Genomic DNA, 15,615 nt, shown 5'->3' with positions numbered 1-15,615 from the left:
TGTGTTTAAATTCTATCTTCAAAATCTAGTACTGTTATGGGGAGACATAATTGGTCAAATTTAGCTTGTAAATCTCGCATGATGCGAATGCACGTTGCTTTGTCTTCAATAGACGCTGTCGCAGAAATATCTCTAAAAATATCGGAAATTATGATAGCGGCATCTTCTGATTTTAAAGCTTCTTGATGCAAAAACCGAAACACTCTAGCCTTAGAACTTCGGCCTTTGTTGACTCTCGTAAGAACAGATTTAAAATAAAAATTCAAATTTTGGAGTTTATTAATATCATCAGCTGCAAAACGTTCTAAATAGTTAGTAGCAAATAATTGGACATTTATGCTGGGGTGCTGGCTCAATTTAAGCAAATATTCTGTGCCTTGTTCTTCTTCAAAAAAATGGCTAATAAGCTCTTTTCCCAAAGCTTCTATGTCTGACTTTGTAGAATCAGTGATGCCTATCAATACTTCAGGAGACCAGTCGTCTGCTTCAAATTTCTGACGGAAAAACTGAATCGCAAAAAGCCTGGTATCTTCCCACTTAGAATCTAAAAGTTGGATGGCTTCATCGCGTTCAAATTTTATTCGATTGAGATTTTGCTCGTAATATTGGCAGCACCATTTCCGAAAAACCACTAGCTCATGATTACCCAAATCGACGATTTGCTTCATTCTTAGCTGATTTGGATTGACATATTTTTCTAGCAATAGCGCGCCTAATTCTTGGGCAGGACGATAGTTAGAATGAATCAATCGAAGAGTTGAAACTAAATTTACTTCGCCAAGATATCGGACTAGTTGAGTGCTCAATATCGTATAAATATCGTGGTGAAGAGCTTCGTCCGATTGTTTACTCATCAGTATAGGAACTAGGTAATTGACCAAAGAAGAGCTATAAGCTGGGGCAGCTTGTAGATGGGGTTCTAATTGGGGCAATAGCTCGACACCTACTTTACGAACGGAAGGATAAGGACTTATCAACAATGAACAAAGAATAACAGCAGAAGGATAAGTATTTTTAAGAATGATAGTTTTGACCACAAAGAGTTGAGTGGCTTCTACTTTGATTGCCAATAAATCACCCAGAATTTGATTATTTAGTTCGATAAGGGCTTCTCTACAAATTTGTAATAAAATAGAAGAGGCATCTTTGATAATGCTGTTGTTTTTGTCGTTTTGCTCTGTCAGCTCAGATAATTCTGCAATGGCTCTACCTAGCAATAGTTGTTGTTTTGATATATCAATGGGTGTTTGGATGAGTATCTTTTTAATCCAAATTCTAACGTCAACGTATTTAGAAAACAATAAGTTTTTAACAAAAATACTTTCTTCAAAATAATGATCAAGGTCTTTTTCGATGATTTTGAATCCTAATTCTCTGGCTTCAGACAAGGGACTTTCGACTAAAGAAAGAACAAGAGAACGATCTGGATCGATACCTAAATGTTGAGTGGCTAGCCCTAACCCAAACCGAGCAGGTATTAAATACTCAGAAGCTAAAAATAATCGTATCAATTTTAAGTCAATTTTCTTTCTTATGTTTTCATAATCTGGATGTTGTGAAAGATTTTGGAGGGCAAATTGATGGATTTTGTCCACTTTGGCTTGTAGCAATAGCTGAATATAAGCTTGGGGAGTCTTGTCCCATAGTTCGGGATATAGTTCCTCTCTAATTATAGCTATTTTTTGAGGACTAATATTTGGGGGCTCACTTGAGGGTGTCGAAGTAGCGTTTGGTATAGAAAAGGGTTTTTGAGCAAACAACCCAAAAATAGACTCAAAAACGCGATTTAAAATACCTCCTGAATCTGCGGAGGGTGATGGCGGTGATGCTTTTGTACTCGGTGAAGGCTCATATCGATTCCAATTCTGTTGCCGATTTATGGTTTCTACTTGTGTATTTACCCACACTTTGCCTGTAAAAGTGAGTCGATTTCCGCCGCCGTACAAAATTAAATTCATCAAAACAGCGTCATAATAATCAGGATAATTTTTATGGAGGGTCTCCCACCTCTGAAGTTTGTTAGAATATTGGCTCATTGTATTTGAATAAGCCGCTTTATAATCGATTTTTGGGTCGTAGGAAACCAAAATGGAGATAGCAAGCTTGATATATTCTGCTTGTTTTCCCTCTCCGAATTCTTTTAACTGCCGCAGGGATTTACGAATTAAATAAGCTTTGGTTTTATCTGAATAAGCGAGTTTGCTTTCTTTTTTTTGTAATTCGGCTTTTACTCGATAAATTTCTTCATAGCCATGAGCAGCACTTACACTTGGACTTTTATAAATATAAGCTGAACGCTCGAATCTGTATGAAAGTAATCCTAATATTTCAAAATCATCCCTTAATTCAGCAATTTTTAGAATATGACGCACCGCTCGGAAATAACCGCTCTCTAAAGGTATTTTTTGTAAAATAGAAACTATGAGTTTTTTTAATAATTTATCTTCAATGGATAATAAATACAAAGTTTCTAAAAAATCATAGTTTGTATGCTTTTTATCGGATAGTTTTTCTTCCAATAAATTACTCAAATCTGTGTAAGAAGTTAATAAATTTCTTACATCTTCTGGCAGCTGTTGAATATAATGGTTGAGATGTTCTTCGCGCTCTTTCCCTTCCAATAGTTGTAATAATCCCGCTCCAGCAATACGTCTTATTTTTGTAGAAGATTTTGGATGATGGAAATAAGTGGTAAGGGATGCCAATGCTACTTTTTCACCACATCGGCCTAATGCCCATAGCGCTGAATAAAGCTGCATTTCGTCGCCTTTGTCCAATAATCTCAAAACAAAAGGAACCGTTTTTTTGAGGCGCAACTCACCTGCTCTCCAAATAACACGCGCGGGTTTCCATTGTGTTTTGTATGGATTTTGATTTTCAATAAATCCTTTTAGACGCTTCAAAATAGCTGCTTCAAGAGGATTTTTGGAATAGGTATTATAGGGTAAGTCGGGAAGGGAAGCTGTAGCAATAGAAATTGACTCAAATTGGGATAATTCTTGTTGAGTTTGGTAGCCTTTACGTTTTTTTTCTGATTCCAGAGATAAAAAAACTTGCTCAGCGGAATTCAAACTTATTGGTGCATCGGTTTTGGTTCCTTCTTTTAAAGGATTACCTCGGCGCCCAAAACGAAAATTAACCACATATAAACCATTGCTGATTTCACATAAGTCTATTTCGTAAATTTTGTCAGAATTACCTTCTTTAAAAAAGAGTTTTGATTGTTTGATAAGCTTCATGCGCTGTGAACACTGGGTGTAAGGATTTGAAATGGCAAAATATCAAATCAATTTATAATCGACAAGAGTCTTTATTGTTGTATTTTAAAAAAAAAAAAAGAAAATAATGAGCTCTTATCTACTTCAAATCTTTTTTTGGGCGGCTTATGGGGTGTTGCATAGTGTATTGGCAGGCACTAGGACAAAGCACTTCTTTCAGCAAAAAATGGGGAAGAGCTTCCGTTATTATCGCCTTATTTACAACGGAATCGCTTTTACATTGCTCGGTGCTTTGTGGTGGTATCAGCGTAGTCTTCCCGCTGAAAGGCTTTGGAGTGGGTATTTTTGGGTGGATGTATTGGGCAATTTCAGTCTTTTTGTAGGGTTGATAGTGGCCTTCTTGGCCCTCAAAGAATATGACTTGGGCGAATTTTTGGGGTTGTTATTTTTGAAAAAACAAGCCCCCAATCAATTAAAAACCTCAGGGATGCTGCATTATGTAAGGCATCCACTTTATACAGGTACGTTTCTGGTAGTGTGGGGATTGTTTTTAAAGGATGCTACTTTAAAAACCCTCATTATGGCTATCTGCCTAACCATTTATACCCTCATAGGCATCTATTTTGAAGAAAAAAAACTCATCAGCAGCTTTGGCGACGACTATCTTGCGTATCGTCGCCGTGTGCCAATGCTGTTTCCTAAGATTTTTTAGAGCCAACTTAGTCCAGGCCAGTTAGCTACTTGGGTATAGGGTTGGGGGCGGCCTTTGGTACTACGTCCTTCTTGGATATATTTTTTGAGAAGCGTTTTGAGTTGTGTCACTTTTTCGGGGTGTTGGGCATAAATATTGTTTTTTTCTTGCGGGTCTTTTTCCAAATCATATAGCTGAATGGCAGGAAGACCCTCGTAGTCTTTACCCGGTTTGGGAAAACTCCAACCACCCGAACCCGGCTCTAAAATAAGTTTCCATTGGCCTTGTCTAATCGCAAAGGCTCCTTCTACTGCGTGGTGGACGGTAGCTTCGCGGAGATTTTTGACTGAAGTTTTTCCGTACAAAATAGGCGTCAGATCATAGCTATCTTCGGCGGTATTATCGGCCAATTTTTGACCTTGAATACTAGCACAAGTAGCAAAAAAATCGGTGAGGCAGATGGTTTCTTCGCTTTTGGTGTTGGCTTTGATGCGAGAGGGCCATTTCGCAATAAAAGGTACTCGATGACCTCCTTCGTAGATGTCGGCTTTGTAGCCTCGGCGGCCATTGCTCGAAAAATGCCCCGCTTTTTCCATAAAAGTTGTACCAGCATAGGGGGCGCATCCATTGTCGGCAGTAAAGATGATGAGTGTGTTTTGGTCTAAGCCATTGTCGATGAGTGCTTTTTGGATTTGTCCTACGGCATGGTCTACCATCAATACAAAGTCGCCATATTCGTTGAGTCCCGACTTGCCACGCCATTCCTCAGTAGGCAATATAGGGGTGTGTGGAGCTGCCAAAGGAAGATATAAGAAAAAAGGCTTTGATTGGTGGGTTTGGATATATTGGATTGATTTCTGAATAAAAGTCCCCAGCACTTCTTCATGTTTGAAATCGGCACCAGTGGGGCCTTTGCGCCACCATCCAAATTCGGTTTTGCTTTCTGTGTCACGATTGGGCTGGGCGGTGACGTGGTCGTTTTCTACATATACATAAGGAGGAATATCTAAAGAAGCTGGAATGATAAACGAATAGTCAAAACCATAATAATTGGGCGTTTTTTTGACGGGCTTAGTGAAATCTACGGGTACGGTGGCATCGTCTTTTCGAGCCCAATTGAGGCCTAAATGCCATTTGCCGATACAAGCGGTTTGATAACCATTCTGTTTTAAAAAAGAGGCTACTGTAGGGCGTTTGTCTTCTATAATGGCCGAGTCGTAGCTCCACGTAACGCCCTTTTTGAGGGTACTACGCCACGAGTATCGGCCTGTTAAAATCCCGTATCTTGTAGGTGTACATACTGCGGAGCCAGAGTGAGCATCCGTAAAACGGATTCCTTCCGTGGCTAATTTGTCCAAATGAGGCGTTTTAAATTTTGAGTTGGGATTGTAAGCCGATACATCGCCTGCTCCCATATCATCTGCCAAAATATAAATGATGTTAGGTTTTGTAGGTGCTTTTTGAATAAACCACTGAGGTAATGTGCCTACTACTAACGCTAAAATTATGATGTATCGGGATTTCATTTGGGTTGGGGTTTGTTGTACTACCAAAATATTTATTACACAATCTTAAAAGAATAAATCATGTCAGAAATACTAAAAACGGCTCTTATCACGGGTGGTACAAAGGGGATTGGCTACGGAATCGCAGAAATGCTTATCAAAGATGGTATCAGAGTAGCCATAACAGGCCGAAATGAGGAATCAGTGCAAGAAGCTATAGGGGCATTAAATCAAATCAAAGAGGGATACGCTTTGGGAGTAGTGGCCGATGTACGTAGTCTGGAATCTCAACAAGAGGCTGTAAATCAAGTGCTTGTACAGTGGGGGCGATTGGACGTATTGGTGGCTAATGCGGGCGTGGGGCATTTTGCATCTATCGACTCTATGACCCTTGAGCAGTGGCACGAAACTATTGACATCAATTTGACAGGCGTGTTTTATAGTGTTAAAGCTGCTTTGGCTGCTTTAAAAGAATCCAAAGGCTATCTGATTACGATAGCAAGCTTGGCGGGCGCCAACTTTTTTGCCAATGGCGCTGCTTATAATGCTAGCAAATTTGGTTTGGTAGGATTTACGCAGGCGGTCATGCTTGATGTGCGAAATGAAGGTATCAAAGCCACTACTATCATGCCTGGGTCGGTGGCTACACATTTTAATAATCATCAGCCTTCTGAAAAAGATGCATGGAAGATTCAGCCCGAAGATATTGGACAAATGGTGGTTGATTTATTAAAAATGAACCCTCGCACTCTCCCTAGCAAAATTGAAGTTCGGCCTACAAGTCCACAATGATAGCTGGCAATTTGCCTAAAACCCACAAGGTGTGGGGAATTTTTTGCCCAAAAAGGGTGAATTTTCTATGAGTTGTGAAAGGAATAACTTTTTTGGTATATCTACTACCATCTCAATTGTTTCACTTTCTATCACATATGAAAAAGGTTCTTTTAGGCTTATCAATCGTGTGTGCGGCTGTGTATAGCCGCCAAGCCCAAGCGCAAGAAAATGTATCTATCGGTCCTGTAGTAGGGGTTAATTTTTCTCGGCTTACCGGAAACGTACTCTATAATGATTGGAAAACAGGCAATAACGCGGGGATTTTTATCAATTACAGTGGCGAAAGTCGGCTCGGTGTAAACGGACAAATCCTTTATTCTAGACTGGGTGGGCAATCTTCTACGGGAGTGTCAAAAGCTCACTTAGACTATATTAGTATTCCAATCATGGGGACTTATTACTTGAATGGCCGTGGCAACAAACTACGTCCTAAGTTGATGCTAGGGCCCTATGTGGGTTTTTTGGTAAAAGCAGTCAATGAAAGCAACGTCAGCATCAACCCTGAGGGTAATCCTCGCGCCTACAAAGGTGTAGATGCAGGTGCGGCTATGGGCGCAGGACTCAACTACTCAATAGGTAGAAAAGTATGGCTCAATCTTGATGCTCGTTACAACCTTGGTTTGACCCAAGTAATGAACACCATACCCGATGTCCGTAATCGCTCATGGGGCATCAATCTTGGTGTTAGTTTTCCGTTGGGAATCTATAGCCCGAGTACAGGTACATTAAGATAATACAGTGCTGATTCACCCAAATAGGGGGAGTTGTCCACATGTCAATGTGGATAACTCCCTTTTTAGTTGATAGGATGCTCAATCTTCTTTTTTAGCGAGGTTAGTATCCAAGGATTGAGAGAGTTTGACCAGTCTAACAAATTCAGCACGATAACCTTCTCCGTCATGTGAAAGAGCTTTTTGGGCTATCTCAATGATTTGTTCGTGATTGGCATTTCCTTTAAAGTCTGAGTTTCGTAGGAGTAAGCCCCATTCGGCTACTGCCGCTGCAAAACGAAAATCGGCAGAAGCTTTTTGAAAAGCGATGGGTCTGTTTGAGACACCAGTTTGGAACAGCCGACTCACTTCGCTTTCGGGTTTTTTGTAGCGGAGTTTTATCGTTAGTACTTCGTCCGAATTGTTTTGGGTTGGACTGGTTTTTTGGTATTTCAATTCATCTACTTGTTTCAAATATTTACTTTCTACTCCATTGGGAATGATTTCGTAGAGTGCTGTTACACTATGCCCGCTGCCCATTTCGCCCGCGTCTTTTTTATCGTCATGAAAATCTTCGTTTTGAAGCATTCGATTTTCATAGCCGATGAGGCGATAGCCTTTTACAAATTTTGGATTAAACTCTAATTGCAATTTTACGTCTTTGGCAACGGTAAACAAAGTCCCGCCAAACTCATGTACAAATACCTTTTGAGCTTCTTGTAGATTGTCGATATAGGCGTAGTTTCCATTTCCTTTATCGGCTAGGGTTTCCATTTTGTTGTCTTTATAATTGCCCATTCCAAAGCCCAGTACGCTCAAAAATATACCACTTTTTCGCTTTTCTTCGATGAGTTTTTGAAGCTCTCCTTCGCTTGATACGCCTACGTTAAAATCGCCGTCGGTGGCTAAAATCACTCGATTGTTTCCGTCTTTGATAAAATGCTCTTGAGCTATCTGATAGGCTAGTTTGATACCTTCTCCACCTGCCGTAGAGCCGCCCGCCGATAGCTTGTCGAGGGCATCTTTGATTGTGGCTTTTTGCTGACCTGAAGTGGAAGGCAACACCGCGCCTGCCGCTCCCGCATATACCACAATCGCCACATGGTCTTGAGGGCGAAGTTGATTGACCAACAATTTAAAGGCTTCTTTGACCAGTGGAAGTTTGTTGGCGGTATTCATAGAACCCGAAACATCAATTAAGAATACCAGATTAGATGCCGGAAGATTATCGGCGGGAATTGTTTGGGCTTGAAGACCAATCTGCAAAAGTTGCAAGCCAGGGTTCCAAGGCGACTCGGAGAGTTCGGTTTTGAGAGCCACGGGATGCTCTCCCTTAGGTTGAGGGTATTGATAATCGAAATAATTAATCATTTCTTCGATACGCACAGCATCTCTTTGGGGAAATTGGCCAAGGTTGAGCATACGACGCACATTGCTGTAGGAAGCCCTATCTACATCAATAGAGAAGGTGGTAAGGGGATTTTGTTGGGTATTATGAAATACATTTTCACCGATAGAGCGATACTCTTCGGCAGAAGGCTCCGAACTAAGCCTCATAAGTGGGGCGGCATAAGCGGCTCTATCTATCGACATATTGGGAGCGGGATAGCCTTGGGGGCGCGTCGCTATTTCCTCGTGTTTTGTAAACGCTCGATTGAGTTGGACATTGACGATAGAATCCTTAGTGATGGTTTTTGCTAATACCTGATAATTTTTCAATGAAAAAATCAATTTGTCTCCTACGTGGGCATTGATTTTATAAACGCCTTGGAGGTCGGTGTAAGCAAAGGTAGATTTACCTTTGATAGCGACCTTCACTCCCAACAAAGGAGTATGAGTGCTCACTTCTGATACAGTACCTGTGATAGTGATAGGGCTACGCTGCGCACAAGCATACACTGAGGAAAGACTAACTAGGAAGATAAAAAGCGATGGTTTCATGGTTGTAAAGATTTAGTTACAAGCATGAGATGCATTGATACAGGAAATTCCATAAAATATTTTTAAAAACTTTTGAATCAGGTATGCCAAATCGTTTTTTAAGAGAAAAAAAATGGCACAATATTTGTCTTATAAGTTTCATATTCCTTCTTTTTGAGGTAAAATCATTCCTATAAGGTTAAAATGTACCTTTAAATAGTATTGTAATGGTTTTGTTGGCGAAACGGTATAGTTTTTGCTAGTCTTCATCTTGATCCCCTACTTCGAAGCCGGTTTTTCCAAAACCACACTGTTAAGATTTTTTTCTCACGGTATCGAATAACTTTTTTTATTCATTATGAAGCTATATTTTACTTGGCTAAACTTCCTTTGTTTGCTGTTGGGGATGTACGGCGTGACTCAAGGACAAGTATCGGGAGTGGTCTTTCGGGATTTTAATGCTAACGGAACACGCGATAGCAGTGCTACTTTCTACGAAGTAGGGGTAGCCAATATTACCGTCAAAGCCTTCAATACCTTGGGAGTACAAATAGGTGGGACTCAAACCACCGATGCTAATGGAGCGTATGCTTTTAGTGGTCTTACTTTTCCGGTAAAAATAGAATTTTCGGGCTTACAAGAAGGGGATAGCCCGGGCCCGCAAGGAAGCAGTAATGCGACAAGTGTACAATTCCTGACCGCTCCTTCGTCTACTTCAAATTTAGGTATTAATTATGCGGGGGATTATTGCGAAACTTCAAGCCCACGCGTTGCGATTCCGTGCTATATCAATGGAGATGGACAAGCTCCCGGAAATTCTGGAGTGTTGGAGACGTTGGTAAGTTTTCCTTATGAAAATGGTACTATCAACAAACTCGGCAACGGAGGTAATACGGGGTCGTTATGGAGTGTATCTTTTCATCGCCAATCGGGAAACTTGTTTTCGGCGGCTTTCGGAAAAAGACACGTCAACTGGGGACCCCTAGGGCCTAATGGGTTGTATGTGACCTCCAATGCCAAAACGGCAAATGATGCAAATTCTAGTGCCAATTTTGTGAATCTCAATGCCGTCAATCCTGCTTTTGATGCAGGGTCTGTTATTCGAAATTTCAACGCAGGTCAAGGAAATCCCCTTTTACCAAGCTATGATGAAAACATGTTTGAGGCGATAGGCAAAGTGGGGCTTGGAGGGATAGAGTGCTCCGACGATGGGCAGTATTTGTATGTTGTCAATCTAAACGACCGTCAGCTTTGGAGGGTAGAAGTAGGAAAAGACGCTATCCCTCCTTCTACGGCAGCTCAAATTCAAAGTTATCCGGCTTTCCCAACGACCTGCAACAATAGCACCTTTCGGCCTTTTGCGGTAAAAGTATATAAAGGTTTTGTGTACGTAGGAGGGATATGTGACGCGGTAAATGGCTCAACCGTTGACCGTAACAATTTAAGTGCTACTATTTATCGGGCTAGTATTAATGATGCTCCTGGACTAGCTAGTTGGACAAATGTGTTGTCATTTCCTCTGACATTCAACCGAAAGGCAAACATGAATGTAGGTGAAGGTGTAACAGATAGCACTCCTTATGTAGATCAAAATGGCACAGATATTAATTTGATACAAGGCTCTTGGCACCCTTGGGTGAGCAACTTTGGCGATTTGTACGGTACAAATCACAAATCACATCCCCAACCTATGCTATCTGACATTGAATTTGATGTAGATGGTAGCATGATTATGGGCTTTATGGATCGCACAGGGCATCAAGTGGGCGTTCAAAACTACAGTACCGATACTACAGATAATATATCGCTTTTTACCGCTACGGGCAATGGTGACATCATGCGGGCCTATAACAACAATGGAGTCTTTGAATTAGAGGACAATGGGAAAGAAGGGGTCAGTAGTCCCAAAGTAGCTACGGCAGGAGCAGGGAATGAAGACGGCCCTGGCGGTGGCGAGTTTTATCATGAAGACCGCTATGCTGCGCCTATTGACCCAAACACCGACCCATTGGGACTGCTTGCTAATCCCGGGATTCATGATGAAACCAGCATTGGGGGGATTTCCCTACTGGCAGGAAAGGGGACTGTCCTGAATTCTGTATTTGACCCTCGGCACAGTTTCGACGCTGCGGGCTATTCAAGTGGAGGGGCAAGATGGTATAGCAACAATACCGGAAATGCTACAGATGCTATCACGCTTTATACTGCTAGCTCACAAGGAGGATTTGGAAAAGCATCGGGATTGGGGGATGTAGAGGTAATGTGCGACGCTGCTCCTATCGAAATCGGAAACCGAGTATGGTTGGATACCAACAACAACGGAATTCAGGAGGCAGGAGAGCCTGCTTTGGCCGGGGTTACGGTTTCTTTGTTCAAAAATTGTACAGGTACGGCGATTGCTACCGCTACTACAGATGCCAACGGCAGTTTCTATTTTTCGTCGGCAGTGGGTACTTCATCTGGGAGCGTGATTTATAATTTAAGCCTCGAAAATGACAGTACATATTGTCTCAAAATTACGAGTTTGGGCAATGACCCCTCGGTCGCAGGTTTGGTGTTGACTAATATTCCTCCTGCTCCCGGAGAAACAAACGGAAATCTTAATACAGGGACTACTATTAGTAACAACGACGCTTTTATTGAGTCGGGGCTGCCTACTATTTCGTTCCAACTAGGGGGCGTGGGGCAAAACAACCATACCTATGATTTTGGAATAAGCCCTTGCATTAGCCCTATTCTGACCCCTTTAGTGGCCAATAACAGTCTATGTGAAGGAGATACTATCGCACCTTTAGAAGTAAATACTACCACCGGAGGCTTGACCTATCAGTGGTATGGGCCATTGGCCGATACTACTACCGATTTTAGTAGTGGGCTTATTGTAGGTGCAGATTCATCAGTATATGCCTTAGCCTCCAATCAACTGGCAGTAGGTACCTATTATTATGCAGTAGTTGCACAAAATGGCGTATCTACTTGTGCTGATACGGCATTTGTTCAAGTTGTCGTTAATCTAAAGCCCAATGCTGGAAATGACGTAAGTGTGTGTCTGCCCGCTACTACCGCCCAATTAACGGCAGTCACTCCTAGTGGCACTTGGGCTCCTGAGGCTGCAAATCCTACTGCGGCGACTATCGACAATGCGGGCAATGTGTCGGGACTTACTGTGGCGGGTACTTACAAATTTATTTATACACTCAATAGTTGTTCTGATACGGCTCAAGTAATAGTAAAAACCAAGCCCAATGCAGGGGCAGACATCATAGGTGCCAATGCCCTTTGTATTTCTACTGATACTACCACACTTGCAGGCTTGCCCTCCGGGGGTAGTTGGAGTTTAGGTAATGCACCCTTGGGAAATACAGCTATAGTTACTACCAATGGCGCGGTCAGTGGGCTTAATATAGCCGGAATCTATGAATTGATTTATGAAGTTGATGGCTGTACGGATACCCTTCAGCTCGAAGTAAAAGATTGCTGTGTGAAGCCTCAGTTTGTGGTATCAGCCGAACCTGTATGTGCTATCGACAATCTTACATACTCGGTCAGTTTTACGGTAGTAGGACAGCTTGGTACGGTGAAAGTCAGCGCGGGTACCTTGTCTGGAAATAATCCCTATACAGTGTCTGGTGTGCCAAATGGCGTATCTATCACATTAATAGACAGTTTGAGTGCTATTTGTAAATTTGATACGTTGATTTCAGGCCCCAATTGCAACTGCTCGCCCCGTTTACCCATTGCCCTTACGCCAAGCCAGATAGTATGTATAGGAGATACTTTCCCTACACTACAGACTACTATAGTAGGATTGGCCACGGCTGAGTGGTTTGATACCCCTACGGGCGGTAGCCCCTTATTTACTGGACTTAATTATAAGCCCAACGGCACAGTAGCCGCTTCGGATACCTTCTACGTACAAGCGAGAAGTCTTGATGCTGCATGTCCAGTAGCCATAAGTAGCGAACGCTTAGCCGTATATATTGTGGCCCAAGATTGTAGAATCGATTTGGCGTTGAACAAACTAATTGATAAAAAAATAGCTCGCATCGGCGATACCCTTACGTATACAGTAAAGCTATGGAATGAAAGCTTAAATCTCGCTACCGGAGTGGAAGTGACTGATTCGATACCCAATACAGTAGAGCTACAAACCGCAAGTATATCGGTGAGTAGGGGAGGCGTGACGTTGGTCGGAAATACCATAAAATGGAATATAGACTCAGTAGCCGCTAGTGGAGATACGGTCATACTGACCTACAAAGTGAGAGCTATTAGTCAAGGCTTGCATTTTAACAAAGTAGAAATCACCAAAACCAACGAGCAAGATGTTGATTCTACTCCCAACAACAATGACAACACGGAGGATGATTTAGATGTTCAGTGCTTTACGGTTCCGTTTACGCTCTGTACAGGTGAGGCTGTTGAGGTCAACGTGCCAGCCCAATACACCAACGTACAATGGTTCAAAGATGGAAATTTAGTGAATTCGGGCAATGTTATTTTACTTACTGATTCTGGCGAATACACCTTTACGGCCAGCAACAATGCTTGCCCCACCGAAGGCTGTTGTCCTGTTATCATCGAAGCGGGCCAAAATTGCTGTCCCACTGATGTATGTATCCCTGTGACGCTCACTCGTACCAAAAAAGGCTTTAATTAGACATTACCCCATAAACCAAAAGAGAGATGTCCCATTCATTTTGGGTTCATCTCTTTTTTTGTATATAAGCAATCACAAATGACGCTTTTAAGGAAGCTACAGCTGAGGTGAGAGGTGGATTTTTAGAAAAAATAAAATAAATTTATGGAAATCTTGCCTTGTTAGCATCTATTATTCAAAAGCTAAAGACTAATCATTTACAAAGGTTGTTTCTGAAATTATTTCGTCGTAAAGAAGCCCAAACTGATGCTGATTTTGTGTCAGATTATCGCCGCACGGGTGAGGTAGCGGGGCTGGGTGAACTCTATGAACGGCATATTGATATGGTGTTTGCGGTGAGTTTCAAATATTTGAGAGATGAAGAGGATGCCAAAGATGCGGTGATGCAAATATTTGAACAGTTGATAGAAGACTTAAAAACCCATGAAGTACACAATTTTAAGGCTTGGCTTCATACCCTTACTCGGAATTATTGCTTGATGCAGCTCCGTAACAAACGCCTGATAGTCGGTGATGAAAATATTTTTGAAAACGAATCTTATGAAAGTTTTGTGGCCGATACTACCATAAATGAGGCTTGGGAAGTAGAAAGTCGATGGAATGATTTAGGCGATTGCTTGGAAAATCTTGCGCTCGAACAACGTCGAAGTGTAGAGCTTTTTTATTATCAAAAGCTTTGCTATCAGCAGATTGCCGAACAGACAGGTTATGCAATCCAAAAAGTTAAGAGCTATCTCCAAAACGGAAAAAGAAACCTAAAACTGTGTATGGAGGGCAAACAACATGGCTAGGCAAAAAAAACAAATACAACCGTCTGTGGAGCAGTTACAAAAATATGTGGCTGGAAAGATGTCGTTTGAAGAGGAACATGAGATTGAAAAAGCTGCCTTACAAAATCAACAGGTAGACGATACGCTTGAGGGATTTTTGCTTCTTAAAAAAGCTAATATTGATAGTGAAGCAGTAGTAAATGAACTAAAAAAGGCCGTCAAACAGCGAACCCAAAAACGTAGCTCCAAAATAGTACCCTTTTATTATGTTTCGGCGGCAGCAGTAGTAGTAGCAATAGGGTTAGGATGGTGGTGGACTTTACGGCTCAATGAATCAGAGAATGCTATAAATTATGAAAAAATAGTAGCAGCTCCGCCTGAATCCAAAGCACAGCCTCTTCCCCAAACTTCTAAGTCCGAAGAAGAATTGGCGGCTGTGCCGCCTCCTGCGCCTTCTAAATCTGCACCAATACCACCTCGCTTACCTAAAATCTCGTCAAAAAAGGAAAGAATTGCGGACGCACATCAGTCGCTTAGTAGTGAGCCAGACGACCCCGTGGCACTTCCACAGGCAGCGCCTCCTATACCTTCGGCAGCAGCGCCTGCTCAGAGTCGTTTGTTGGCGGAAGAGTCGGTATCATTTACTCTAAAAGGAAATATCATAGATGCAGAGACCCAACAAAAAATAGCAGGCGCAATCATTACTCTGGGAGTGGCGGATACGTCCGTAAAAAGTAATAATCAAGGAGAATTTATCTTGTCAAATGTTCATAAAAATCAAAAGATAGAAGTTGCTTTTCCAGGATTTGAACCTCAACAATATGTGGTAGGAGATACGGAAGAGGTCACTGTTGCATTGTCTAAATCCAATTCGTTGGCAAAACGCTCTCTGCCAGCTGCTAGAGCGCAAGCGATGCAGCGTTCGCAAGAACCTATCCCGCCAAAACCTTGGAAAGAATATAAGGCTGATTTGAAAAAAGCAACGGAGACATTTATCCAACAAAACCCCCACCTCAAAGGAGGAAAAGTACTGGTAGGTTTTGTGGTTGAAAAGGATGGTAAACTGAGTCGATTTGAAAACCGTAATCAAGCTGATACAAGGCTTTTTGAGGAGGCAGTGCGGATTTTGGAAGCAGGTGGGCCATGGAAATCTACTGCGGCATTTGCATATAAGACGCAAATAGAAATTGATTTTGACTAAAACAAGTAGAAACACCTAGTAGTAACCCGTATTATTGCGGTAAAAAAATCTTAGTAAAGAATCGAATTTTGTATTCAAAATCTCGTTCTTTACAAAAGCTACTCTA

The 15,615-nt window shown here is 41.8% G+C and carries 9 protein-coding genes; 6 read left to right on the top strand and 3 right to left on the bottom strand.

Annotation, left to right across the window (positions count from 1 at the left end; genetic code table 11):
• Positions 1-5: 5 nt before the first annotated feature.
• Entirely contained in the window at positions 6-3,239 is a 3,234-nt protein-coding gene (locus G563_RS0103575; protein ID WP_028664094.1) for a WGR domain-containing protein, read from the bottom strand.
• Between the two features lie 106 nt (positions 3,240-3,345).
• Between G563_RS0103575 and G563_RS36710 the strand changes: the two genes are divergently transcribed.
• Entirely contained in the window at positions 3,346-3,930 is a 585-nt protein-coding gene (locus G563_RS36710) for a methyltransferase family protein (RefSeq protein WP_051210735.1), read from the top strand.
• Here G563_RS36710 and G563_RS33645 read toward each other — a convergent pair.
• Positions 3,927-5,435 (bottom strand): sulfatase family protein, encoded by a 1,509-nt coding sequence (locus G563_RS33645; RefSeq protein WP_051210734.1) that lies wholly within the window; start codon positions 5,433-5,435, stop codon positions 3,927-3,929. The two genes, G563_RS36710 and G563_RS33645, sit on opposite strands and share 4 nt — an antisense overlap.
• Before the next feature lie 60 nt (positions 5,436-5,495).
• Here G563_RS33645 and G563_RS0103560 point away from each other — a divergent pair, with 60 nt between their 5' ends.
• On the top strand, positions 5,496-6,206 hold the full coding sequence (locus G563_RS0103560; protein ID WP_028664093.1) for an SDR family oxidoreductase: 711 nt from the start codon (positions 5,496-5,498) through the stop codon (positions 6,204-6,206).
• A gap of 137 nt (positions 6,207-6,343) precedes the next feature.
• Positions 6,344-6,982, top strand: a complete 639-nt coding sequence (locus G563_RS0103555; RefSeq protein WP_028664092.1) for a porin family protein — start codon at positions 6,344-6,346, stop codon at positions 6,980-6,982.
• A 78-nt stretch (positions 6,983-7,060) separates the two neighbouring features.
• Here the strand turns inward: G563_RS0103555 and G563_RS0103550 are convergent, their stop codons facing one another.
• On the bottom strand, positions 7,061-8,899 hold the full coding sequence (locus tag G563_RS0103550) for a YfbK domain-containing protein (RefSeq protein ID WP_028664091.1): 1,839 nt from the start codon (positions 8,897-8,899) through the stop codon (positions 7,061-7,063).
• Between the two features lie 337 nt (positions 8,900-9,236).
• Here G563_RS0103550 and G563_RS0103545 point away from each other — a divergent pair, with 337 nt between their 5' ends.
• From G563_RS0103545 to G563_RS0103535, 3 genes are all read left to right on the top strand, one after another.
• Positions 9,237-13,538, top strand: a complete 4,302-nt coding sequence (locus G563_RS0103545; protein ID WP_028664090.1) for an SdrD B-like domain-containing protein — start codon at positions 9,237-9,239, stop codon at positions 13,536-13,538.
• A 206-nt stretch (positions 13,539-13,744) separates the two neighbouring features.
• The gene (locus G563_RS0103540; RefSeq protein WP_028664089.1) at positions 13,745-14,329 is read left to right on the top strand and encodes an RNA polymerase sigma factor; all 585 of its coding nucleotides are present in this window, start codon (positions 13,745-13,747) and stop codon (positions 14,327-14,329) included.
• Positions 14,322-15,509: a carboxypeptidase-like regulatory domain-containing protein gene (locus G563_RS0103535; RefSeq protein WP_028664088.1), complete on the top strand. Its 1,188-nt coding sequence runs from the start codon at positions 14,322-14,324 to the stop codon at positions 15,507-15,509. The genes G563_RS0103540 and G563_RS0103535 overlap by 8 nt, the downstream gene beginning before the upstream one ends.
• Positions 15,510-15,615 lie beyond the last annotated feature (106 nt).

The organism is Runella zeae DSM 19591, from assembly GCF_000423565.1.
Taxonomy (GTDB): domain Bacteria; phylum Bacteroidota; class Bacteroidia; order Cytophagales; family Spirosomataceae; genus Runella; species Runella zeae.
This window is presented reverse-complemented; position numbering and strand designations above follow the sequence as displayed.